Genomic DNA, 23,547 nt, shown 5'->3' on the forward strand with positions numbered 1-23,547 from the left:
GGCTCTCGCCTGCCGCGCGCCACGGGTTCGGTCGGTCACCGCAGCTCCTTCGGGGTGCCCAGGACGATCCGGGCCAGGTTGGTCAGGGACGGGGACCCGGGGGTGAAGTAGGCGCTGTGGCCGCCTTTTCCGGCGCGGAAGACGCGGGCGCCGAAGGCCGGGTCCATGGGGTCGGTGCCGAAGCCGACGGTCGTGCCGAACAGGTCGGCCCGCACGTGCGGTACGTGTGCCACCCAGTCGTCGGCGCCGCGGGCCGCCCACACGCGGGCCGGCGTGTGCAGCGCGGCCACGGAGCCGGCGCCGGTGCCGGGGCTGCCGATCAGGGCGATGTCGCTCACGGCCAGGCCGGCGGCGGCCCGGCCGCAGACCACCGAACCGTAGGAGTGGCACACCAGCGTGAGGTGCGGTGACCGGCCGGGCGCCGCGCCGACGACCGCCCGCAGATCGTGCACCAGCTGTCTCAGGTGCGGGGCCGCCTGCTCGGCGCGGCCGGTGGTGAGGACGGTGGTGCTGACGGTGCCCGGCGTCTCGTAGCCGAGCCAGGCGACGACCGCCGGGTGGGCGGTGGGCGGTGCCTGGCGGGTCAGCTCGCGGAACAGGGCCTGCGCGCCCGCCCGGAAACGGTCGTAGGTGTCGAGTGAGGTGTCGGACCCGGGGACCAGGACCGCGACGCGGTCCGCGTGCGCCAGGTCGCCGACGACCTCGGTGGCCCGGCCCGGGCCGCGCCCGTCGAAGGTGAGCAACTGCCGGGAGGGCGATGCCAGTTCCCGCTCGACGGCCGCGCGGTGCGGGTCGCCGTGGGCGGCGGCCATGCGGGAGGCCTGTGCGGCGTTGGCCCGGTTGGCCGCGTAGGCCGCGGCCAATGTGGCCCGCGTCGGAGCGGCGAGCACCGCCGGGGCCGGGGCGGGGGTCCAGGGACGGGCCGCCGCCGACAGCGGCACGACCACCGCCGCGATGACGAGGACGGCGAGGAAGGCGCGACGCCATCGGTGCGCCGGACGGCCCTTCGCCGCCTCGCGTGGTGCAGTCGCACCCTTCGCCGCCTCGCGTGGTGCAGTCGCACCCTTCGTCCGCTCAAGCCCCATGGCCCGCGTCCCCCTCCGTCGGGCCCGCTCGCCGGGCTCGCCTGGAAGGGAAATTACGGATCCGGGGACGTCGTTCGCGTCCCGCCGCAGAGCTGTTCTCGGCCGTAGCTCTCAGGTATTACGGGTATGACAGGACCCGTGCGACAGCACCAGCGACAGCACCCGAGCGGCAGTTACCCGGGTGGCAGGCTGAAGCGACCACGACCCGGGCGGCAGGCTGAAGCGACCACCCCGCGAGCGGCAGGCTGAAGCGAGACGACCCGAGCGGCCGGACTGAAGCAACACGACCCGAGCGGCCGGGCCGAAGCGACCGGGACCGCCCCACGCGCTCCCGTCTCCCCGGATCACCACGCCAGCTGTGCGATCTCCTCCGCCACCACCGCGCAGGCGTCCGCGGCCGGGTCGATCAGCGGGAAGTGACCGACCTCCTCCAGCAGGGTCAGACCCACCACCTCCCCGGCCTTCGCCGCCGCCTCCGTATAGGACTCCGCCACGGCGTACGGGACGTCCACGTCCGCACGCCCCTGCACCACCGTCGTCGCGATGCCGGTCGGCAGCAGCAGAGACGGGTCGGCGTATACCCTGCGTGCCTCGAACTCCGCCGGGCCGCCCAGGAGTTGCAGCGCGGCTTGGCCGCACACGTTCAGCTTCCCCGCGACCTCGAAGTCTGCGATCGGGGCGAGGGCGACCACACCGCGCAGCAGGGCCGGGCGGTCGGTGCGCCAGGGCGCGTCGGCGGGCAGCACGTGGCGCGCCGCCGCCCACAGGGCCAGCTGGCCGCCCGCCGAGTGGCCGGTGAGCACCATGCGCCGGACGTCCGCCCGCGGAAGTGCCTCCCGTACGAGCGCGGGCAGCGCGTCGAGCGCCGCCGCCACGTCGTCGAAGGTCTCCGGCCAGCGGCCCGCCACCGGAGCCACGCCCTCCTGGCCTCCGTCCGCGACAGACGAGGGGGAGGAGGCGGAGGAGGCGCCGCGCCGGTACTCCACGTTGGCCACGGCGAAGCCCCGGCCCGCGAGGAAGCCCGCGAACGGGGTGATGTGGCGGCGGTCGTACGGTGCCCGCCAGGCCCCGCCGTGCAGGACCACGACGAGCGGCACGGGACCGGGGTCCGCCGGGGCCCCGCGCGGGGCGTAGAAGTCGATCACCTGGTCGGGGTGGTCGCCGTACGCGGCGGTGGCGTCCGGATCGACGGCCGGGTGCGAGAGGACGGCCTCCTCCTCCGCCGCGGCACGCGCGGCGGCGGCACCGCCGGCGGGGTTCTCCGGTTCTGCGGCAGCGCAGGGTGCGGCGGCGTCCGGCATGCTCCAACCTCTCAGCGAAGGAACGGAATTGACGGGACAGATTGGACGGACGAGGGATCGGTTCGGCCGTTGGCCGGGACGGTATCAGGCCGGTGACGTGCGCCGACACGCGGACGTCACGCTCGGTGAACCCCTTCTGGTGCGGGTCCCGGGGCGGAGGCGACGGGCACGCCTCCGCCCCGGGCGACCGGAGCGGCCCCCACCTGGCCCGCACCTGGCCTGCACTGGCCGCCTACCGCCGGCCCCCTACCCCCTCGCCTACCCCTCGCCTACCCCTCGCCGAGCACCGCCGCCAGCACCCGCGCCGCCCGTTCCACGTCGCCGAACCCGACGTAGAGCGGTGTGAAGCCGAAGCGCAGGACGTCCGGGTGGCGGAAGTCGCCGACCACACCGCGTTCGATCAGCCGCTTCATCACGGCCCTGGCGTCCGGGCACCGCAGGGCCACCTGGCTGCCCCGCTGCCCGTGCGCGGCCGGAGTCACGGACTCCACGCGTCCGGCGGGGACGTACGCGGCGACGCACTCCAGGAAGAAGTCCGTCAGCGCCAGGGACTTGGCCCGCACCGCCTCGATCGGCACCCCGTCCCAGACGTCGAGGGAGGCCTCCAGGGCGAGCAGCGAGAGGATGTCCGGCGTGCCGACACGGCCCCGCGGGGCGCCCCGCGCCGGTTCGTACTCCGGGCGCATACCGAAGGGCTCGGCGTGCGAGTTCCAGCCGGGCAGCGGGGAGTCGAAGCGGTCCTGGAGGCCACGGCGCACGTACAGGAACGCCGGTGACCCGGGGCCGCCGTTGAGGTACTTGTACGTGCACCCGACCGCAAGGTCGACGCCGTGCTCGTCCAGCCCGACCGGCAGGGCGCCCGCGCTGTGGCACAGGTCCCAGACGGCGTACGCCCCGGCCCCGTGCACCGCGGCCGTCAGGGCCGGCAGGGCGTGCAGGCGGCCGGTGCGGTAGTCGACGTGGTTCAGCAGGACCGCGGCGGTACGGGAGGAGAGGGCCCCGGGGACCTCGTCCGGCGCCACGGGACGCAGGGTGCAACCGGTCATCCGGGCGGCGGAACCCGCGATGTACCCGTCCGTGGGGAACGTCGTCGCGTCGACCAGGATCTCGTCGCGAGGGCCACCGGCCTCCCCGCCGCCAGGCTCGCGGGCCATCCGCACCGCCGCCACCAGCGCCTTGAAGACGTTGACGCTCGTCGAGTCGCCCACCACGACCTGGCCCGGTGCCGCCCCGACCAGCGGGGCGATCCGGTCGCCAATCCGCTCGGGCGCGGTCCACCAGCCGCTCTCCTCCCAGGAGCGGATGCGCAGCTCGCCCCACTGGCGGCGCACGACGTCCGCGACCCGGTCCGCGACGTGCGCCGGAAGCGCGCCCAGCGAGTTCCCGTCCAGGTAGACGACCTCGTCGAGCACGAACCGGTCCCGCAACGCGCCCAGCTCGTCCGCGGCGTCCAGCGCCTCCGCCCTGCTCAGAAGCTCAGACATGGGACCTCGCCGTCCACAGCTCGGGGAAGACGTTGTTCTGCGCGCGCTTCTCCAGCCAGGCCACCCCGGCGGAGCCGCCCGTGCCCGGCTTGGAGCCCATCGCGCGCCGGGTGGCGACCAGGTGGTCGTTGCGCCATCGCCACACCAGCTCGGCCACGTCCGTCAGTGCCTCGCCGAGGCGGGCCAGGTCGTCGGCCGGGTCACCGGCGTAGAGCGCCGTCCAGACGGCCTCCACCTCGTCCGACGGCTTGTAGCGCAGCGCCACGTCACGGTGCAGGACGGCGTCCGGGACGGCGTGCCCGCGCCGGGCGAGCAGCCGCAGGACCTCGTCGTAGAGGCTCGGCTCGTGCAGCGCCTTCTCCAGTTCCGCGTGGACGCGGGGCGCGCCGCGGTGCGGGACGAGCATCGACGCGGACTTCTCGCCGAGCAGGAACTCCATGCGCCGGTACATCGCCGACTGGAAGCCGGACCCCTCCCCGAGGGCGCTGCGGTAGCTGTTGAACTGGGCGGGCGTGAGCTGCCCGAGTGGCTTCCAGGAGGCGTTCAGCGCCTCCAGTTCCCGTACGGACCGCTTGAGCGCGGCGGTCGCGGTCGGGACGTCGTCCGCGCGCAGCGCACGGGCCGCGGTCTCCCACTCGTGGACGATGACGGTGAACCACAGCTCCATGACCTGGGTCGTGACCAGGAAGACCATCTCTCCGGGATCGTCGGAGAGGGTGTGCTGGAGATGGGTGAGCACGTCCGCCCTGACGTAGTCCTCGTACGGCGTCGTGCCTTCGAAGTCGAGATGCGGGGTCTCGGGCTCAGCTGCCTCGGCGGGCCCGGGCATCGGGTGAGCCTGTTGGGACATCGCTGTCTCCTGCATGTACTCCGGGTAGCGGTCCGCCCCTGCCGATGCCGGCACGGGGGCCCCGGTCCCCACCCGCATCCTCCGCAGCATCGGCACAGATCGCAAGGCCGGCCGGGGCGGCACCCGCCCCGGCCGGCCCGGTGCCGGAGAACACCTGGAAAGCACCCCCGGTAGGCACCCCCGGTAAGCACCCACGGGTCAGTCGCGGGTCATTCGTGGATCAGCCGTGGATCAGCCGTGGAACGGCCGTGGATCAGTGGCAGGTCAGACGAGGATCAGTCGTGGTTCAGCCGTGGATCAGTGGCAGGTCAGACGAGGATCAGTCGTGGGTCAGACGCGGATCAGACGTGGATCAGTCGTGGGTGATCCAGGTGCCCTTGGTCGGGTTCCAGTGGATCGTGCCCTGCTGGAACCGCTGGGCCCGGCCGCCACCGTCCTCGTCCACCTCGTCGGTGACCGGGTAGCCGAGCACGGCCTCGTGTCCGGCCGCGTGGAAGGCGTCGTAGATCGCGTCGTGGACGATGTGCGTCCCGGTCTGCGGCGACCAGAGGAACAGGCCCCGTTCGAAGAACTGGTAGCGGCCCCGGGTGCCGTCGGGCGCCTGCGCGCCGTCGGCCTCGTCCATCGTGGGGAAGCCCCAGCGGCGCTCCGCGTCCGTCGCCCAGAAACTGGTCAGGATGTCGCCGTGGACCCAGTAGGCCACGTCCGGGTGCCACAGGATGATGCCGTTGCGGAACTCCTGGAAGCGCCCGCCGAGGGAGGCGTCCGCCTCGGCGCGCAGCGGAGGACCGACGACGCCGTCCGCGCCGCCCAGGCTCGCGTACTTCGCGCCGATCGTGCCGTAGGGCCAGAACGCCTCGTCCCGCATCCGCCGGGCGACGTCCTCCGCCTGGTCGTAGCGGTCCGGGTACGCCGACCGCTGTACGGCCTGGGCGAGCTGCCCGGCGGTGCTGCCCTCCATGCCGGGTTCCATCTGCTGGGCGACCTCGAAGAACTTGCCCGCCGCGTAGTCGACGTCGAGGATCTGCTCGGGGGTCCCCCAGCCCTGCGAGGGCCGCTGCTGGAAGACGCCGAGGGAGTCCCGGTCCCCGCACGCCAGGTTGTTCATCCGCGACTCGACCCAGCCGGTCTCGAAACCGGCGAGCATCACCTTGTCGGACACGTTCATGCGCTGGCCCACCTCGTAGACCTTGCGCGTCACGGCGATGTCCCGGTCGGCGGGGACGTCGCAGTACGCCTCGGCGGGCGCCGCGTTCCGCAGGGGGCCGGGCACCGGGTGCCCGCCCCGCGCCTGCGCGGTCCCGCCGCCGAGCGCGGTCAGGGCGGCGGCCGTGACCAGCGCCGCCACGAGCAGGGATCTCGCGCGCCGCGCGGCACCACGGCCGCCACTCACCGCGCCCGTCGCGGGCCGCACGTGACGGGAGCGGGATCCGTCCTTCCCGGGCCGCACATGGCGGGAACGGGGTCCGTCCTTCCCGGGCCGCACATGGCGGGAACGGGGTCCGTCCTTCCCGGGCCGCACGTGACCGTGACGGGTCGCGCCCTTCACGGGCGGATCCCGTCGAACTGGAGGGCCCAGTAGGGCGGGCTGCCCTGCTGCCCGTTCCACTGGGAGACGATCAGCGTCAGCGACGTGGCGCTCGCGCTGCCGGGGTGGATGTATCCGCCGTACAGGAAGGGGACCTGCGGCCTGCCCCAGTGGCCGGGCGGGAAGGTGTTGTTGCCGACGATCTGCGGCACCGGCGCGCTCCACACCGCATCGGGGCGCGGAGCGGTCCGGGTGCAGATCGCGTAGTCGTCCACGTCGAAGTAGCTCATGCAGTACGTCGACCCGATCCGCTTCACCGAGAACTCGCCGATGTTGTTGCCGGTGAGGATCGGCGAGGGGGCGGCCGCCGTCGTCCAGCGCCAACCACCGTCCACGTAGGCCCAGTTCTGCTGCGCGCCGAAGTTGCCGGCGCGGAAGTCGCCCGGCTGGATGCGGAACAGCTGGATCGCGCCCCCGTCGGCCGTGTTGCGGTGGCTGCCGTTCCAGCGCTTGGAGAAGACGTACAGCCAGCCGTCGGGGTCGATGCCCGCGAACGACCACATGCCGTACATGGACTGGTTGACGCCCTGGACGTCACCGGCCCAGTGGTACGGGTAGTCGGTCCAGGTCACCCCGTGGTCGTCGGAGTAGGCGACGCCCGACATCAGGGAGCCGTCGCGGCCCGCGTCCGGGGTCCAGGTGTTCACGGAGGTGTACTGGAGGTAGGTGCGGCCGCCGAACTCGATGCAGTCGTTGGGGATGCGGCTGAACTCCCAGCCGTGCCCGTGGTCCTGCTGGTGGCCGTAGTCGAAGAGCTGCCGGGCGGCTCCGCCGGTGGGCATCGCCCAGGTGAACGAGATCGGCGTCTGCCCCGAGGCGTCGAAACGGTCCTGGTTCAGCATGAGCGGCGAGCCCAGGTAGGCACCCGTCTGCTGGATGCCGGCCCAGGAGTCGCCGAAGACGTAGCCCCATGTGCCGTCGTGTTCGCGGTAGTAGGGGATCGCCAGGTCCCCGGAGCCCAGGCCCTGGGCGCTCGCCGAGTCGCCGGGCCGGTCGCACAGGGAGGCGCCGCTCTGCTGGACCCGTGCGCCGGTACGCGCTCGGGGCGCGCCGTCGCGGGACGCGGCGGCGGCGGTGGTGGCGGGGACGGCGGCCAGGCCCGCGCCCAGGGCGATCCCCAGGCCGGCGGTGAGCGCGCGGCGGCGGGAGGGCTCGGGCGCGCCGGGCCGGCCGTACGCGCTGTACTTGCCGGGACGGCTGTGCTGGTTGCTGGGCTGGGGACGTGGCTCGTCGGCCATCGGTCGGACCTCCGGTGGGGGTACGGGTCGGAGAGAGCCCGGATCGGGCCGCGTGGCCCACCGCCGGTGCGAGCGGGACGAGTTGACCGGCGGGCAGGCGCGACGCGGGACCAAGTGAGCGGGCCGGTACGGACGGTAGCCGCGAGGATGGCGGAGAGGGCATCCGGAACGATCCGGAGTGACAGGAACCTGCTCCCGGCCCGGCTTCCGATCCGGCCCCGCCCGGCTCCCGATCCGGCCCCCGGTCCGGCTTCCGGCCCGGCCCTGGTCCGGCTTCCGGCCCGGTCCTGGTCCGGCTACCGCGCGGTGGTCGGGCGCGGGCAGGCCGGGACCGCCGGGCGGTCCTTGGTGCGTACGGCGGGCAGCCATGCCGTGGGACGGGTGGAGCCGCGCGGGAGGCGCACCTGGAACCACTGGGCCGACCGCTCGTCCGCCTCGTCGATGATGGACGTCCCGCGGTCCAGCCGGCAGTCGACGGCGAGGACGTCCCCGTTCCACACCCGGGTCGGGACGACGTTGTCGATGGTGTACGGCCGCAGCGGGTCGATCGCGAGACCGAGACTGCACTGCGGGGACCGGTCCGTCCGGCCCCGGCAGCGCTGGTCGACGTTGAACACCCGGACGCTGCCCGCCGGCCGGTCCGCCACCGCGGCCTGCCGCCCGGCTGCCTCGTCGCGCCCGGCGAACGCCCAGACCGCCACCCCCACCCCCACCGCCACCGCCACGCACACGGAGACGGAGACGGCCGCGAGCACGCCGCGCGGGCGCCGCCGCCCGCCGCGGTCGGAGCGGGGGAGCGCGGGGCGCCGCTCGGCGATGCGCCGCAGCAGGCTCTCCGCGGTGTGCCCGGCGCGGGCCGCGTGAGTGGGGGCCAGGCAGTCGGCGGCCAGTTCGCGCCAGAACGGCGGTACCGCGTTGTCCATGCGCAGCGGTGCCCGCCCGGCGGCGTACTCCTGCGCGGCGGCACTGCGCGCCGCGGGTGTGGCACCGGGGAACGGCGAGGCGCCGCGCGCGAACACCTCGTGGATCAGGATGCCCAGGGCCCACACGTCGGCGCTCGGCCGGACCCGTACGCCGTGTTCGCCGACCGGGGCCCTCCACCGCTCCGGCGGGAGGTAGTCGAGCGTGCCCATGGGCGGGGCGTACCCGTGGGTGCCGTGGGCGCCGGTCAGTTCCGTGGCCAGCCCGAAGTCGGAGAGCCGGGCCGAACCGTCCGCTCCCAGCAGGACGTTGTCCGGCTTGAGGTCCCCGTGCACCCAGCCGGCGCCGTGCAGGTGCGCGAGGCCCTCGCAGACCTCGCGGACGACCCGGGCGGCCTCGGCCTCGTCCGGCCCGGTGCCGAGCAGGTCCCGCAGGCTGCGCTCGGCCCTTTCCATGACGAGCACGATCGCTCCGTCCAGCGCCGGGTGGTCCGGCGCGGTCAGGACGAGGCAGTCCAGTACGCGGATCAGCCTCGGGTGGCCGGCCCGGCGCCCGAGTTCCAGCTCTCGGCGGGCCGTCTCCGCGACCTTCCGGGCCTGACGCGGGGCGAGACCGGCGGTCGGCAGCACTTTGAGCGCGACAGTTCCGTCACCCCCGCCCCGCTCCCGGCCCGCGTCACGCTCCCGGCCCACGCCCCGCTCCCGGCCCGCGTCACGCTCCCGGCCCACGCCCCACTCCTGACCCGCGGTGCGCTCCTGCCTCCCGCCACCCACCTGGCCCGCGCCGCGCTCCGCGCCCCCATCGCCGTCCTGGGCAGCCCCATCGCCATCCGGGGCAGCCCCGTCACCGTCCCGGGAAGCCGCATCGCCGTCCGGGGCGACCGCGCCGCCATCCCGGGAGCCGAGGGCGGGGCGGCCCGCGTAGACCGTGGCCCAGCCGCCCGTGCCGATCGGCTCCGCGACCTCCCAGCCACCGATCCGGAAGCCGCGCGGCAGCACATCCGTACCGGCGCCACCGCCGTCACCGCCGCCGCTCCCCCAACTGCCGTCCGCCCCGCTCACCGTGCGCGCCCGCCGCACCGGCGGCCGCCACCGCGGCCCGCCGCCCGCCGTGTCATCCCGCCGTCCGCCGGAGGCGTCCGCCGGCCCCGCCGCGGGGCGGCAGGAGCGCGAGGTGTTCCTCCCGTACGAGCCCGAACCGCAGCGCGACGCCGACGATCGCCTCCCGCTTGCCGTTGCGTCGGTTGACCCGGGCGGGGTCGTCCTCGTCCGGGACACCGACCCGGATCTTCTCCTCGGCGAGGTAGTCGATGTGCGAGCTGACCGCGCGCGCGGTGAGCCTGGCGCAGGCGGCGTGGCCCCTGAGCCGTTCGACGATCTGCGGGGTGGTCGGCACGGCGACCGGTGACTCGTCCCGCAGCCGCGGTTCGCACAGGGCGACCAGCACCAGGAAGTAGGAGGCCGTCTCGTCCAGCGAGTACGCCATGACGGTACGGCTCTCCCAGGGGCTGCTCCGGCCCCCTGTGCCGTCCGGGCCGTCCAGGCCGTCGGCGTCGAGGTAGACGTGGTCGGGCGCGAACACGTGGAAGGCCACGGTGGTGTCGCGGCGGGTGGGCAGCACGATGCGGGCGAACTCGAACGGAATGGGCGCCCCCGCCCGCCGGGGCGGCACCCTCAGGTACTCGCCCGCCCCCTCCGGGTTCTCCACCAGGTAACTGTGGGTCGTACTGAAGTTGCTGAGCTGCCAGTGGTCGTCGGTCACGCGGATCTCCCCGGCCAGCCGCGAGATCGCCGCGTCCACGAGGCGCAGCTCGACGGGGACCGTCGCCGATCCGCGGCCGAAACGCGCCACCTCTCCCGGGCCGAGCCGCAGGGTCAACCCCCGGTCGAGCCCCCGGTCGAGCCTTCTGTCGAACCCGCGGACACCCGGCCCTCCGCCTCCGCCCGGCCGCACGCCACCACCGGGCCCTCCGCCACCGCCCGGCCCACGGCCGCCGTCCGTACCGCCCGGCGGCAGATGAATCACGATGCCGCTCACCGCCCCCGCCTCCCCCACATGTCAGCAGCTGTCGCACGCCGTCACACCCCGTCGCACAGGAAGCTACCCGTCCGTCACGGGCGGCCCCGCTCGACTTTGGCCATTTTCGTGCGGCCGGATTCGTCCCTTACGGGAGGTTCCGTACCCCGCGGCGGCATCTCTGCGGTGGCATCCCGGCGGCGGGCCGCCGGGTGGCAGACTGCTTCCATGACCACGCACAAGAACCTGCTGGGCGGCCCGGAGCCGACCCGCCTCCCGGAGAACGAGGAGGCGTACCGCCTGCTGGGCGAGGAGTCGAAGTCCCCGGCGGAGGTCGCCGCCAAGGACCCGACGTTCTCGCTGGCCTGGGCGATGCTCGCCGACGACGCCTTCGAGGAGGGGCGGGTGGTCGAGTCGTACGCGTACGCGCGCACCGGCTACCACCGCGGCCTCGACCAGCTCCGCCGGGCCGGATGGAAGGGCCACGGCCCCATCCCCTGGGACCACCGGGCCAACCGCGGGTTCCTGCGCTGCCTGGCCGCACTCGCCCGCGCCGCCGGGGAGATCGACGAGAAGGAGGAGGCGGCGCGCTGCTGGCAGTTCCTTCAGGACAGCAGCGCGGAGGCGTACGCCGAACTCAAGCGCTGACGCCGCGAGCCGGATGAAGCACCGACAACACAGCGAGCCCGTCGCCGAAAGGCGCGGGCTCGCTGGTGCGTCACGGCACTCGGTACTCGGCACGCGGAACGCAGCACGCCGCGGAGCGCGACAAAGCGTAGGACGCGGCGGCGCGTGGAACGCGGGTTACTTGATCTTGGTGCCCGTGGAGCGCAGGTTGCCGCAGGCCTCGACCACGCGCGTGGCCATGCCGGCCTCGGCCAGCTTGCCCCAGGTGCGCGGGTCGTAGGTCTTCTTGGAGCCGACCTCGCCGTCGACCTTCAGGACACCGTCGTAGTTCTTGAACATGTGGTCGACGACGGGACGCGTGAAGGCGTACTGGGTGTCCGTGTCGATGTTCATCTTCACCACGCCGTTCTCCAGGGCGGTGCGGATCTCGTCCTCCGTGGAGCCGGAGCCGCCGTGGAAGACGAAGTCGAACGGCTGGCTGCCGGCCGGGCGGCCGTACTTCGCCGCGACGCCTTCGTTGAGGTCCTTCAGCAGGTCGGGGCGGAGGACGACGTTGCCCGGCTTGTAGACGCCGTGGACGTTGCCGAAGGAGGCGGCCAGCAGGTAGCGGCCCTTGTCGCCCAGGCCCAGCGCCTCGGCGGTGCGGATCGCGTCGTCGACGGTCGTGTACAGGGAGTCGTTGATCTCGTGGGAGACGCCGTCCTCCTCGCCGCCGGTCGGGGTGATCTCGACCTCAAGGATGATCTTGGCGGCGCGGGCCTGCTCCAGCAGCTCCTGCGCGATCGACAGGTTGTCGGCGAGGGTCTCCGCGGAACCGTCCCACATGTGGGACTGGAACAGCGGGTCGAGACCGGCCTCGACGCGCTTCTTGGACAGCGCGAGCAGCGGACGCACGTACCCGTCGAGCTTGTCCTTGGGGCAGTGGTCGGTGTGCAGCGCGACGTTGACCGGGTACTTCTCGGCGATGATGTGCGCGTACTCGGCCAGGGCCACGGCACCGGTGACCATGTCCTTGCTGTACTGGCCGCCCAGGAACTCGGCACCACCCGTGGAGATCTGGACGATGCCGTCGCTCTCCGCCTCGGCGAAACCGCGCAGGGCCGCGTTCAGGGTCTGCGAGGACGTCACGTTGATGGCCGGGTAGGCGAACTTGCCTGCCTTCGCCCGGTCGAGCATCTCGTTGTAGACCTCGGGGGTTGCGATGGGCATCTGTCCGCTCCTTGTATGTGCGGGGTGCGTTCTGCGTACTTACGGCCCTGACCTAGGGAGTGACGTCATCGTCGGCCCCATCTTCGCAGACGGAGCCGAATGCTTCGGACACCCTGTCCAGCCTGTGAACTCCGGGTCGCGCGGCCCGCACCCCGCCCGCGCCGCGGCGGCGGACGCGGCTCAGTCCAGGCCGAGGTCGTCCTTCGAGTACGCGAACACGTACGGCACGCCCGCCCGCTCGGCGATCGCCTCGGCCGCGCCCGTGGCCCGGTCGACGATCGTGGCCACCGCGACGACCTCCGCGCCGGCCTCCCGCAGCGCCTCCACCGCGGTCAGCACCGAGCCGCCGGTGGTGGAGGTGTCCTCGACGGCGAGCACGCGGCGGCCCGCGACCTCGGTGCCCTCGATACGGCGCTGGAGACCGTGCGCCTTGCCCGCCTTGCGCACGACGAACGCGTCCAGCGTCTTCCCGCGCGCGGCGGAGGCGTGCAGCATCGCGGTGGCCACCGGGTCGGCGCCCAGGGTGAGGCCGCCGACCGCCTCGTAGTCGAGGTGGGCGGTCAGGTCGAGCATGACCTGACCGACCAGCGGGGCGGCCACGCCGTCGAGGGTGATGCGGCGGAGGTCGACGTAGTAGTCGGCCTCCTTCCCCGACGACAGGGTCACCTTGCCGTGCACCACGGCCTTGTCCTTGATCTGCTGCAGCAGCTCGCCGCGTACGTCGCTCATGGCAGTCAGCTTAAGCGCGGCGCCAGGCCCAGGTGGTCGTGGCCTCCAGCGGTTCCAGGGGGGTGACCAGGCGCGGGTGGGTGTTGAGCCCGTCGGGTGGCCCGGTCTGCGGCTCCACGCACACCGCGGCCTCCTGCTCGTCGTAGACGACGACCCACTCCTCGGGGCTGGTCACCTTCAGCTCCAGCTGCCCCGGCCAGGTGAGGGTGACGTCGACGCCGCCCGGCATGCCGAAGCAGTCGTCCCAGGGGCCCGGCCGCGGGTCGATACGGCGGCCGGTGGGCAGGTGGTCGTCGCCGCGCTCCTCCTGCCAGGCCGGCTCGAACGCGAGGCGCGCGTCCTGCCCGCCCAGGTTGCGCCGGAACCACGGGTGCCAGCCGATCTGCGCCGGGAAGGAGGAGTCGTACGTCTCCACGGACATCGACAGCGTCAGGGCGTCCTCGGTCAGCGCGACCACCTGGGTGACACGGCCGGGGTAGGGCCAGGGGCCGACGAGGTCGTACGTCAGCACCGCCTCGTCCGCCGAGGTGCGGGCCGTGCGCCAGGCGCCGTCGCGGGCGGTGCCGTGAATGGCGTGCGGCGGGGAGTTGAGCGGCATCTGGTGGACGGTGGCACCGTCCCGGAACCTGCCCTCGCGGATCCGGCCGCACCAGGGAACCATCGGGAAACACCCGAACCGGTCCCCCTGGCGGAGCAGTTCGAGCCCGCCCACCCGGAGCCCCCCGATGCGGCCCCCGTGGCCCGGCCGTACGGTCGCTTCCGCGTCACCCGCGGTCAGCGTGATGTCTTCGTCACTCACGCGACGAGGCTACTGGTCCGACCAGGCCCAGGTGCCCGATCAGGGGGCGCGCTCCAGTGCGGGTCGGCCGGGAGTGTGGTGGGGGGGCGGCCCCGCTCACCCGCGGCGGGTGCCCCGGTCCGGTCCGCCGCGCGCGGCCCGGTTCAGCGGCGGCGGCGCAGGGCGCGGCCCACGACGATCGCCGAGGCCACGACCAGGGCGGCGGCGGGGGCCGCCCAGCGCAGGGTGGGGCCCGCGGAGACGGTGAGCGGGGCGGGGACGGGGGCGTACCGGCCGCGCGGAGGCGCGTGGTCGACCTCCTCCGCGCTGCGTCCGATCATCGTCCGCCGGGCGTGCGCCGCCTCGGCCGGAGGCTCGGTGGCCTCGGTGAAGTCCTCGGTGGGGCCCTCGGCGGCGGGGGCGGCGCGCCCGCTCCCCGCCTCGCCGGCCGGTTCGGCGCCCTCCTCGCTCTCCTCCGCCCCCTCCTCCTCGTCCTCGTCCTCGTCCTCGGTGAGCGGGTCCAGGGAGGGCGGAGGGATTTCCGTGTCGAAGACGGAGGCGTGCCCGGCCGGGGGCGGGGCGGGGGCGTCGGCGGCGCGGGGGCCCGGGGGCTCCGTGTCCGCGTCCTCTTCGCCCGGGGTCTGTGTGCCGCCGGCCTCCGTCCGCGCGGCCTTTGTGCCGGGAGCCTCGGCGGGGCCGGGTGGTGGGGCCGGGGAGTCCTCGGCGTCCGGGGTGGCCTCGAAGTCGCCCGTGGCAGACGGGGCGAAGTCCTCCGTCGCGAGGGACTGCGCCGTGGACTGCGCCGTCTCGGCGGTGGCCGTCGCCAGGTTCTCCGCGAAGCGGTTCAGGAGCCGGTTCACCGCCGTCCGTACGGCCTGCGCGTCCAACTCGGCGACCCGGCCCCCGCCCGACGCGGTGCCGCCGAAGACGAGGGCCGTGCCCTCGTCGGTGTCACGCAGGCGGAGGGTGAGCGCGAGTTTCACCGAGCCGGTGCCGCGCGCCTCGGCCGCCTCGCCCTCGACGGCGTAACCGCCGTCGTCACGGGCCAGGACGCGCAGGGTGCCGCGGTAGGTGATGGAGTGGCCGCCGATCCGCACCTTCAGGCGTCCGGCGACGGGCTCGCTGGCCGCCTCCTGCTGGAGGCCGGGGACCGCCCGGGCCACCTGCGCGGGGTCGGCGAGCGCCGCCCGCAGCCGCCGGGCCGGAACCGGAACGAACACCTCGTGCTCCATGTCAGCCGAGACTACCCAGTGCCGCGCAGGATTACCCTCCCCCGGGCCCCTCGCCGGGAAGTCAGCTCCCGTCCCCCGGGCGGACCAGGCCCGTCTCGTAGGCCAGTACCACTGCCTGCGCACGGCTGGCCAGGCCGAGTTTGGTCATCGTGCGGTTGAGGTGGGTCTTGACCGTGGCCTCGCTGATGAAGAGGCGCTCGGCGGCCTCGGCGTTGGTCAGGCCGCGGGCGACCAGCCGGAGGACCTCGACCTCCCGGGAGGTCAGCGAGCCCAGCCCGGCCGGGGTGTCGGCGGGCGCGGGCGGGCTGTCCGTCCGCTCCGTGAACGCCTCCACCAGCCGCCGGGTGACCACGGGCGCGAACAGGGAGTCCCCGCCGTGCACGGCGGTCACCGCGGCGAGCAGGCGCTCCGGCCCGGCGTCCTTGAGCAGGAACCCCGCCGCGCCGGCCCGCAGGGCGCCGTACACGTACTCGTCGAGGTCGAAGGTGGTCAGGATCAGGATGCGCGGCGCCGGGTCCGGCGCCCCGGCGAGGATCCGCCGGGTCGCCTCGATGCCCGTCATCCCGGGCATGCGGATGTCCATGAGGACCACGTCCGGCCGGGTCCGCGCGGTCGCCGCCACCGCCTCCGCCCCGTCGGCGGCCTCCCCGACGACCCGCATGCCGGGGGCGGCGCGCAACAGCGCGGCCAGTCCGCTCCGTACGAGGAACTGGTCGTCCACCACGAGCACGTCGATCATTCGGCGACGGCGTCTCCCCGGCGTGCGCTCTGTTCCGGCGGCGGCGTCGGAAGGGTCAGATGCACGCCGTATCCCCCCTCGCGTCGCGGGCCGACGACGATCGACCCACCGTAGAGCTTGGCGCGCTCGCGCATACCGATCAAGCCGTGGCCCCCGGGTCCGGGGATTGTGGCCGGATCCGATCCGTCGTCGGTGACCGATACGTCCAGCTCGCCCGGGAGGTAGCCGAGTTCGACGACGGCGTGCGCGCCCCGGGCGTGCTTCAGCACGTTCGTCAGGGCCTCCTGGACCACGCGGTAGACGCACAGCTGCACGCCCGGTGACAGGGCCCTGGGAATGCCGCGCACCCGCACCTCGACCCCGACGCCACCGGCCCTGACCCGCTCCACCATCTCCTCCAGGCGGTCGAGGCCGGGGGCCGGCTCGGTGGCGGCGCGGTCCTCCTCCGTGCCGTCCACACCGTCCGCGCGCAGCAGGCCGAGCATGCGTCTCAGCTCCGCCAGCGCCTCGCCGCCCGCGCTGCCGATGGCGGTGAGCGCTTCGCGCGCCGTGCGGGCGTCGGTGTCGAAGACGAAGCGGGCCAGGCCGGCCTGGATGTTGATGACGGCCATGTGGTGGGCGACCACGTCGTGCAGTTCGCGCGCGATCCGCACCCGTTCGACGGCGACCTCGCGCCGGGCCCGCCGGGCCTGTTCGGCGCGCAGCCGCACGGTCAGCTCGGCACTCCTGCGGGCGACGTGGCCGAACCGCCACAGGACGAGGGGGTAGCCGACGGCCTGGCCGACGACCGACACCATCGTGTCGGATCCGCTGACCACTCCCGCGTAGACCCAGGTCCCGCCCAGCAGGACGGCGCAGGCGGCGGCGGTACGGGTGGGACGGGTGGCGGCCACCGTGTAGAGGGCGGCCATGGCGGCGGGCGAGTCCACGACCGGCCAGTGGCCGAGGCCGACGTAGACGATCCAGCTCAGGTGGACGAGGAGGAGGACGGTGACGGGGGCCCGGCCGCGCAGGGCCAGCGGCAGGTTCGCGAGGGCGACGAGGGTCCAGGCGAGGGGGTCGAGCGGTGGCCATCCCTGCGCGGCCGCCTCGGCGCCGAGCAGACACGCGACGGCCGTCGGCACCAGGGCCGTCAGACCGCCGACGGCGCGGGGGTGGGTCCGCATCGCCGGAGCGTAGTCCCCGGGCCCTGGCCACCGCGTCCCTCTTTCGCCGTACCGCGAAAGTTGTAGGGGCCGGGCGCGGCTACCGCACAGGTTGACGGCGGGATCCACCCGCCGCGGGATTCCACAGCGCTCCGGGCGCCCATAGGTTCGTGCGGCGACGGCGGCGCGGGGGACCGGACGGGGGGCCGCCCGACGGGGGACGCCTGGAGGTGCGGGCGGCCGGTCCCGCTCCCGGGGGGAGAGGGGGACCGGCCGCCCGCCCCCGCGCCCCGCCCGTCCGCTTCCCTCCCGCCTCGCCTCCCGTTCCCGCCGCGCAGGAACGTTGCGTCAGCCCGCGTACCGCGGATGGACGAGGGTCGAGGGCGGCAGGCCGGGGACGCGGGTGCGGGCCGCGGCGCGGGCGTCCGCCGCGAGGGTGGCCGCGCTGAGGGTGCGCGGGCGCGGGGCCCGGCGGTCCAGGGCCAGGGCAGGTGGTGTGCGGGCGGCCAGGACGAAGCCCCAGTCGCGGGGCGCGCGGGCCGCGCCGGTCGTGCGGTCGGGGCCCGCGGCGAAGCCCGAGTCACGGCCGCTCACCCGGTAGGGAACCGTCCGCAGGCCGGCCGCGCGCACGGTCGCCTCCACCGTCCAGAACACGCGCGGGCGCGCGGAGAACGGCCCCGCGTGCACCGCCAGCCGTCCGCCGCGCGCCAGCGCACGCCGCGCCAGGCCGTAGAACTCCTGTGCGTACAGCTTCGTGCTCGCCGTGATGCCCGGGTCCGGCAGGTCCTCGATCACGACGTCGTACGCCGACGCCGGTGCCCGGCGCAGCCAGCCGAAGGCGTCGGCGGTGCTCACGTGGACGCGCCGGTCGCCGTACACGTGGCCGTTCAGCCGGGACAGCGCCGGGTCGGTACGGGCGAGGCGGACGACCGCGGGGTCGAGTTCGACCAGGTCCACCCGCTGGACACCGGGGTGGCGCAGCACCTCGCGCGCGGCGAGGCCGTCGCCGCCGCCGAGGATGAGCACGCGCGCGTGCGGGCCGGTCATCGCGGGGTGGACGAGCGCCTCGTGGTAGCGGCGCTCGTCCTGACCGACCCGCAGCCGCCCGTCCAGGAACAGGTCCAGCGGACGGCCCGGGGTGCCGCCGGTGAGGACGACCTCCTGGACGCCGGTCTGCACGGCCACCCGCACGTCGCCGCCGTACACCGCGTGCCGCGCGGCCCGTTCGAAGTCGCCGACCATGACGGCGGCCGACGCCAGCAGGCCGAGCACGGCGAGGTTGGCGAGGAGCAGCAGCCAGCGGGCGCGCCGGGTCAGATCCCGGCGGAACAGCCCGAGGACGAGGCTGCCGCCGGCCACCACGTTGACCGCACCGGTGAGCAGCGCGCCCGTCAGCTGGCCCAGCAGCGGGAGCAGCAGGAAGGGGAAGGCGAGGCCGCCGACGAGCGCGCCGACGTAGTCCGCGGCGAACAGGTCGGCGACCGCGCCGCCCGCGTCCTGGCGGCGGATCCGCTGGATCAGCTCCATGAGCAGCGGCACCTCGGCGCCGATCAGCAGCCCCATGGCGAGCGAGAAACCGACGAGCAGGCAGCGCGGGCCGTTCGCCCACAGGCCGCCCCAGGCGCCGGTCCAGGCGAAGACGGCGTAGAGCGCCATGGCGCTCAGGCCGCCGACGAGGGCGAGGGTCGCCTCGATCGCGCCGAAGCCGATGGCGGCGTGCCGGCGCAGCCGCTTCGCGGCGAGCGAGCCGATGCCCATGGCGAACACCATGACGGACAGCACGACGGAGGCCTGGGTGACCGAGTCGCCGATCAGGTACGAGGCCAGGGCGACCAGTTCGAGTTCGTACACCAGGCCGCAGGCCGCGCAGACGAAGACGCCCGCGAGGACGAGGAACCGGCCGGTCCCCGGCCGGACGGGCAACCGGACGGGGCCGCTCCGGGACGACACCGGACAGGGCGGGGCCGGGCGGGGCGGGGCCGGGGCGTGCGGTTCGATCACGACTGCGACGTTACGTCACGGGTGCGGTACGCAGCGTCACCCACACGTGTGGAAACGGGAGTTGCCCGCCCGGTGGGGTTCGGCCGCGTTCAGTCGACGGCGGCCGGGGCCGGCCGGCGTGCGCCGACCCGGGTGCGGGTCGCCACCAACTGGCCGTCCTGCGGGTAGGCGTGCCAGGTGCGCCAGTGCACCTGGCCGTCCTGCCGCTGGGCCAGCATCGCGGTGAACGCGTGCGGGCTGCCCGGGAAGACACCGGCGAGGCCGTGCGGGTGGTCGGAGACGAGGGCGAGCAACTCCTGGGCGCGGCCCGCGAAGGAGCCGGGAGTGAGTTCCTCGACGCGCGCGGCGAACTCGTACTCCCAGTCGCCGACCCGCTTGGCGACTCCGAGGGGAAGGGGTGTGCTGGAGCCGGCGATGCATGCGACCGTCTCCGAACAGGCGCCCCGCTCCTCCTCCACGAGAACCTGGTGGGAGGCGCCGAGCAGTCTCAACTGGAGTTTCACCCCGGACATTTCGAGGTCGAGCACGGCCAGGGCGGGCAGCGGCTCGCGCCCCAGGGCCCAGGCGAGGTCGGCCGCGCGCGTATCGGTGTAGGAGGTGTTCAGGGTGGTGAGCATGGATCGGCTCCGCTAGCACGCAGAAGAGAGGAGGGTCGGGACCCGGCGCACCCCGGTCGACACGGGGAGGACGGCCCGTCACCCCGGTTCGGAACCCGGTTCAGAACCAGTTCGGAAGAGGTGTGGAGGATGTCCTGGGGGCTGCGTCGGCGAGGTAGAGCGAATCATGAACGGCGGCGCCGCCACAGCCTTTTTACCCAACTTCGTAGGGTTTCCATCCCTCAGAGGGCCTACCTGCTCAACTGTTCAACCACGGCGTACGCCACGGCGCACAGAGGGGCGCGCGTCTCGGTGCGCCGGACCGCCCACCGGAACGGCACATCCCGCTCACCACCAGGCGCCGCCGCCCCGGGTCAGCCGCCCCCGCACCCGCCGCCGCACGACGAGCCCCCGCCGCACGAGGACCCGCCGCCGCACGACGAACCCCCGCCGCACGAGTTCCCCCCGCAGGAGTGATGCCCCCCGGAGTGGTGTCCACCGGAGTGGTGCCCCGACGAACCGCCGCCCGACGAGCTGTCCGACGACGCCCACCAGCCGGCACCCCCGGCGCTCCCGCCGCCCGCGCTGTACGACCCCGCCCGACCGCGCTTGGCCGGCCGGACCCGGCCCGCGCCCCGGCGCCTGCGGCGCCCGGCGGAGACCAGGCAGCCGGCCACCGCCATCGCGACCAGCGCCATGAGGACTGCGAAGACCATGGCGTCACCCTCCTTCCGATCCCCCGGGACGGTCCCCCGGAGGTCCCCCGAAACGGCCCCCCGTGGGCGTCTCGCTCGTTGCGTGACCGGGAGATGCCCGGGCACCGCCTCGGCCAAAGCACACTTGAGGAACTCCAGAGCTTGAGCGCAGGATGTCCCGCATGACCTCCAGCGCACGCCCGTTCCTCAACCGCAGGCTCGCCGAGTTCGGGACGACGATCTTCGCCGAGATGTCCGCCCTGGCCGCCTCGACCGGGTCCATCAACCTGGGACAGGGCTTCCCCGACACCGACGGCCCCGAGGAGATCCGCGAGGCCGCCGTGCGGGCGCTGCGCGAGGGACGCGGCAACCAGTACCCGCCGGGCCCAGGCGTCCCCGAGCTGCGCACGGCCGTCGCCGACCACCAGCAGCGGCGTTACGGCCTCTCCTGGGACCCGGACACGGAGGTCCTGGTCACGGCGGGTGCCACCGAGGCCATCGCGGCGGCCCTGCTGGGCCTGCTGGAACCCGGGGACGAGGTGGTCGCCCTGGAGCCGTACTACGACTCCTACGCGGCCTGCATCGCGATGGCGGGCGGACGCCGGGTGCCGGTGACGCTGCGCCCGCACGACGGCGCGTTCCGGCTGGACCTCGACGAGCTGCGCGCGGCCGTGACCGACCGGACCCGGCTGCTGCTGATCAACACCCCGCACAACCCGACCGGCACGGTCCTCACCCGCGAGGAGCTGACGGCCGTCGCCGAACTCGCCGTCGAACGCGACCTGTTGGTGATCACGGACGAGGTGTACGAACACCTGGTCTACGACGGCGCCCACCACCCGCTGGCGACCCTGCCCGGCATGCGCGAGCGCACCGTCTCGATCTCCTCGGCAGGGAAGACCTTCTCGTTCACCGGCTGGAAGGTCGGCTGGGTCACGGCCGCCGCACCGCTCGTCGCCGCCGTCCGCAGCGCCAAGCAGTTCCTCACGTACGTCAGCGCGGGCCCGTTCCAGTACGCGATCGCCGAGGCGCTGCGCCTGCCGGACTCCTACTTCGACGGCTTCCGCGCCGACCTGCACCGCAAGCGCGACCTGCTCGGCGAGGGCCTGCGCGCCGCCGGCTTCCAGGTCTACCAGCCGCAGGGCACGTACTTCATCACCACCGACATCACCCCCTTCGGGGAGAAGGACGCCTACGCCTTCTGCCGCGCCCTGCCCGAACGCTGCGGCGTGGTCGCCATCCCGAACTCCGTCTTCTACGACGACCCGGACGCCGGCCGCGCCCAGGTCCGCTTCGCCTTCTGCAAGAAGGAGGAAGTCCTCCAGGAGGCCACCGCCCGCCTCCAGGGCCTGGCGTCCTGACCCGGGTTCCGTCCCGGTCAAGGTCACGTCGCCCGGTCGCGTTCGTACGTCCGGGGGACGGTGGCTTCCGCCGACCGGCCGAACAACCGCAGCCTGCGTCCGCTTCGTCCCGCAGTATGCCGATGTGACCAGTGCCAGCACCCTGCCACCGTTCCCGCCCGTCGCCGAGCCGGACACCGCACGGAAGGCCCTGCTCCGGCCCGCCGTCACGGCCGCCGCCCTGTTCGCCGCGGTCCGGGTCGCCGGGGCGGCGGTGGTCGCCGTGACCGCATGGACGCACGGCAGGCACCCCGTCGCCCTGCTCGCCCGGTCCTGGGACTCCCCGTGGTACCTGCGGATCGCCGCCCACGGCTACGGCTTCGTCGAGCGCCCGCGGCCCGGCGTCGTCCACGACGACCTGGCGTTCTTCCCGCTGTACCCGACGCTGATCCGCTCCCTGCGCCTGCTGACCCCGCTCAGCGGGGGCGGCGCCGGGCTGGTGGTGGCCTGGTGCGCCGCCGCGGTGGCCGCCGGCGGGATCTACGCGGTCGGTGCCCGGCTGCACGGACGCGCCGTCGGCACCGCCCTCGCCGTGCTGTGGGGGCTGCTGCCGCACTCGGTCGTGCTGTCCATGGGCTACAGCGAGCCGGTGCTCACGGCCTGCGCCGCCTGGGCGCTGTACGCGGTGCTCGCCGGGCACTGGGTGCGCGCCGGCGCGCTGGCCGCGCTGGCCGGCCTGGCCCGGCCCAACGGGCTGGCCGTGGCGGTAGCGGTGCTGGCCGCGGCTGGCGCGGCGGTGTACCGAAGCCGGGGTCGTGTTTCCCACAGGCTGTGGACGGGCGCCGCGCTGGCCCCGCTGGGCTGGACCGGCTACGTCCTGTGGGTGGGGCACCGCACCGGTGACCCGCTCGGCGGGTACCTGCGGCTGCAGCGGCTGTGGGGCTCCCGCTTCGACTTCGGGATGGGCGCCCTGCGCTTCGTCAAGCACCTGCTGCTGCACAAGGAGGCGTTCCTGTTCTTCGGCGCGCTGACGATCGTCGCTGCGGGCCTGCTGCTGTACGCGCTGCTCGTGCTGGACCGCGCGCCCCTGCCCCTGGTCGCCTACAGCGGCGCGCTCCTGGTGGTGGCCTGCGGCGGCTCGGGCTTCTTCCAGTGCAAGCCGCGCTTCCTGCTGCCCGCCTTCCCGCTCCTGCTCCCGCTCGCGCGGGTCCTGGTGCGCACGGCGAGAGCCCGGCCCTGGCACGCGGCCGTTCCGGCCTGCGCCCTGACCGGGCTCTCGTTCGCTTACGGTGCGTATCTGCTGGCGATCACGCACACACCGCTGTAGGCGGTTGGGCGGCTGTCAGGCCTCGGCGTCGCCGTCCTCCGGCCCGTCCGCCTCGCCGCCCTCGCCCTCCAGGCCGAGCTGCTCGATGAGCCAGCGGTCGAACTCCAGCGCGGCCCGCACCCAGCTGACCGTCGAGGAGACGAAGTGCTCGATGCTCACGCCCATGCCGATCAGCATCTGCGCCTCGCCGATGAGGCGGACGGTGCCGTCGTCGTGGGTGTGGGTGTAGACCTTGGGCCACAGGGTGCGCCGGTTCCAGTCGTCGATGGCCTCCAGCAGCTGGGGCTTCTCGTCGATCTTGTGCGGCCGGTCGTAGAACGTCCGCACCGAGAAGACCTGCTGGTCGTCCTCGCCACGGAACATGAAGTACGTGCGGAACTGCTCCCACGGCGCGACGAGGTCACCCTCCTCGTCGACGAGGTGCTTGAGTTCCATCTGGTCCAGGAGCTGCTTCACGAGGTCCTGATCCGGGACGACGGGGCCCGCCGGTCCTTGGGACTGCGGCTCGGGCTGGCCCCCGAAGTTCGGAATCGAGGACGGGTCGATGCTCACCGTGTTTTTCCCTTCGTACGGATCCTGCCATCCTCCACCATGCGGGGCGGGGCGTGGCAAGCCCCGGCGGTCTTGTCAGCCCTGGGCTGACACG

The 23,547-nt window shown here is 74.1% G+C and carries 20 protein-coding genes; 3 read left to right on the top strand and 17 right to left on the bottom strand.

Annotated features, from left to right (window positions below; genetic code table 11):
• Window positions 1-35: 35 nt before the first annotated feature.
• From AB0G56_RS20900 to AB0G56_RS20935, 8 genes are all read right to left on the bottom strand, one after another.
• Complete coding sequence (locus AB0G56_RS20900; protein WP_360971298.1) at window positions 36-1,085, bottom strand: alpha/beta hydrolase; 1,050 nt, start codon at window positions 1,083-1,085, stop codon at window positions 36-38.
• Between the two features lie 344 nt (window positions 1,086-1,429).
• A complete protein-coding gene (locus tag AB0G56_RS20905) occupies window positions 1,430-2,386 on the bottom strand; it encodes an alpha/beta hydrolase (RefSeq protein WP_360971301.1) in 957 nt (318 codons plus the stop codon).
• A gap of 269 nt (window positions 2,387-2,655) precedes the next feature.
• Complete coding sequence (kynU, locus tag AB0G56_RS20910; RefSeq protein ID WP_360971304.1) at window positions 2,656-3,870, bottom strand: kynureninase; 1,215 nt, start codon at window positions 3,868-3,870, stop codon at window positions 2,656-2,658.
• A complete protein-coding gene (locus tag AB0G56_RS20915; protein WP_360971307.1) occupies window positions 3,863-4,720 on the bottom strand; it encodes a tryptophan 2,3-dioxygenase family protein in 858 nt (285 codons plus the stop codon). Before AB0G56_RS20915 ends, kynU begins: the two co-directional genes overlap by 8 nt.
• Window positions 4,721-5,072: 352 nt before the next feature.
• Window positions 5,073-6,041, bottom strand: coding sequence for a hypothetical protein (locus tag AB0G56_RS20920; protein WP_360971442.1), 969 nt, complete (start codon window positions 6,039-6,041; stop codon window positions 5,073-5,075).
• A gap of 224 nt (window positions 6,042-6,265) precedes the next feature.
• The gene (locus tag AB0G56_RS20925; RefSeq protein WP_360971310.1) at window positions 6,266-7,546 is read right to left on the bottom strand and encodes a DUF4185 domain-containing protein; all 1,281 of its coding nucleotides are present in this window, start codon (window positions 7,544-7,546) and stop codon (window positions 6,266-6,268) included.
• 296 nt (window positions 7,547-7,842) lie between these two features.
• The gene (locus AB0G56_RS20930) at window positions 7,843-9,528 is read right to left on the bottom strand and encodes a protein kinase (protein ID WP_360971313.1); all 1,686 of its coding nucleotides are present in this window, start codon (window positions 9,526-9,528) and stop codon (window positions 7,843-7,845) included.
• A 52-nt stretch (window positions 9,529-9,580) separates the two neighbouring features.
• Entirely contained in the window at window positions 9,581-10,345 is a 765-nt protein-coding gene (locus tag AB0G56_RS20935) for a serine/threonine protein kinase (protein ID WP_360971445.1), read from the bottom strand.
• Window positions 10,346-10,711: 366 nt separating this feature from the next.
• On the opposite strand from AB0G56_RS20935, the gene AB0G56_RS20940 reads away from it, so the two are divergent.
• Window positions 10,712-11,131, top strand: a complete 420-nt coding sequence (locus AB0G56_RS20940; RefSeq protein WP_360971316.1) for a DUF3151 domain-containing protein — start codon at window positions 10,712-10,714, stop codon at window positions 11,129-11,131.
• A 156-nt stretch (window positions 11,132-11,287) separates the two neighbouring features.
• On the opposite strand, the gene fbaA is transcribed toward AB0G56_RS20940, so the two are convergent.
• From fbaA to AB0G56_RS20980, 8 genes are all read right to left on the bottom strand, one after another.
• Window positions 11,288-12,319: a class II fructose-bisphosphate aldolase gene (fbaA, locus tag AB0G56_RS20945; protein WP_360971319.1), complete on the bottom strand. Its 1,032-nt coding sequence runs from the start codon at window positions 12,317-12,319 to the stop codon at window positions 11,288-11,290.
• Between the two features lie 180 nt (window positions 12,320-12,499).
• A complete protein-coding gene (gene pyrE, locus AB0G56_RS20950) occupies window positions 12,500-13,048 on the bottom strand; it encodes an orotate phosphoribosyltransferase (protein ID WP_360971322.1) in 549 nt (182 codons plus the stop codon).
• A gap of 10 nt (window positions 13,049-13,058) precedes the next feature.
• Window positions 13,059-13,847, bottom strand: coding sequence for an aldose 1-epimerase (locus tag AB0G56_RS20955; RefSeq protein ID WP_360971325.1), 789 nt, complete (start codon window positions 13,845-13,847; stop codon window positions 13,059-13,061).
• A gap of 143 nt (window positions 13,848-13,990) precedes the next feature.
• A complete protein-coding gene (locus tag AB0G56_RS20960) occupies window positions 13,991-15,058 on the bottom strand; it encodes an SRPBCC domain-containing protein (RefSeq protein WP_360971328.1) in 1,068 nt (355 codons plus the stop codon).
• 61 nt (window positions 15,059-15,119) lie between these two features.
• A complete protein-coding gene (locus AB0G56_RS20965) occupies window positions 15,120-15,797 on the bottom strand; it encodes a response regulator transcription factor (protein WP_360971330.1) in 678 nt (225 codons plus the stop codon).
• Window positions 15,794-16,963 (bottom strand): histidine kinase, encoded by a 1,170-nt coding sequence (locus AB0G56_RS20970; RefSeq protein ID WP_360971333.1) that lies wholly within the window; start codon window positions 16,961-16,963, stop codon window positions 15,794-15,796. The genes AB0G56_RS20965 and AB0G56_RS20970 overlap by 4 nt, the downstream gene beginning before the upstream one ends.
• A 327-nt stretch (window positions 16,964-17,290) precedes the next feature.
• Window positions 17,291-18,943, bottom strand: a complete 1,653-nt coding sequence (locus AB0G56_RS20975) for a polyamine aminopropyltransferase (RefSeq protein WP_360971336.1) — start codon at window positions 18,941-18,943, stop codon at window positions 17,291-17,293.
• An 89-nt stretch (window positions 18,944-19,032) separates the two neighbouring features.
• On the bottom strand, window positions 19,033-19,560 hold the full coding sequence (locus AB0G56_RS20980; protein ID WP_360971339.1) for a DUF2617 family protein: 528 nt from the start codon (window positions 19,558-19,560) through the stop codon (window positions 19,033-19,035).
• An 847-nt stretch (window positions 19,561-20,407) separates the two neighbouring features.
• On the opposite strand from AB0G56_RS20980, the gene AB0G56_RS20985 reads away from it, so the two are divergent.
• Both AB0G56_RS20985 and AB0G56_RS20990 read left to right on the top strand, forming a co-directional pair.
• Window positions 20,408-21,595: a pyridoxal phosphate-dependent aminotransferase gene (locus AB0G56_RS20985; RefSeq protein WP_360971342.1), complete on the top strand. Its 1,188-nt coding sequence runs from the start codon at window positions 20,408-20,410 to the stop codon at window positions 21,593-21,595.
• A gap of 124 nt (window positions 21,596-21,719) precedes the next feature.
• Window positions 21,720-22,901, top strand: coding sequence for a hypothetical protein (locus AB0G56_RS20990; protein WP_360971344.1), 1,182 nt, complete (start codon window positions 21,720-21,722; stop codon window positions 22,899-22,901).
• A 15-nt stretch (window positions 22,902-22,916) separates the two neighbouring features.
• Here AB0G56_RS20990 and AB0G56_RS20995 read toward each other — a convergent pair whose 3' ends face one another.
• Entirely contained in the window at window positions 22,917-23,453 is a 537-nt protein-coding gene (locus AB0G56_RS20995; RefSeq protein ID WP_360971347.1) for a YbjN domain-containing protein, read from the bottom strand.
• Between the last annotated feature and the right edge of the window lie 94 nt (window positions 23,454-23,547).

The organism is Streptomyces sp. NPDC021356, from assembly GCF_040641015.1.
In the GTDB taxonomy this organism is placed as follows: Bacteria; Actinomycetota; Actinomycetes; order Streptomycetales; family Streptomycetaceae; genus Streptomyces.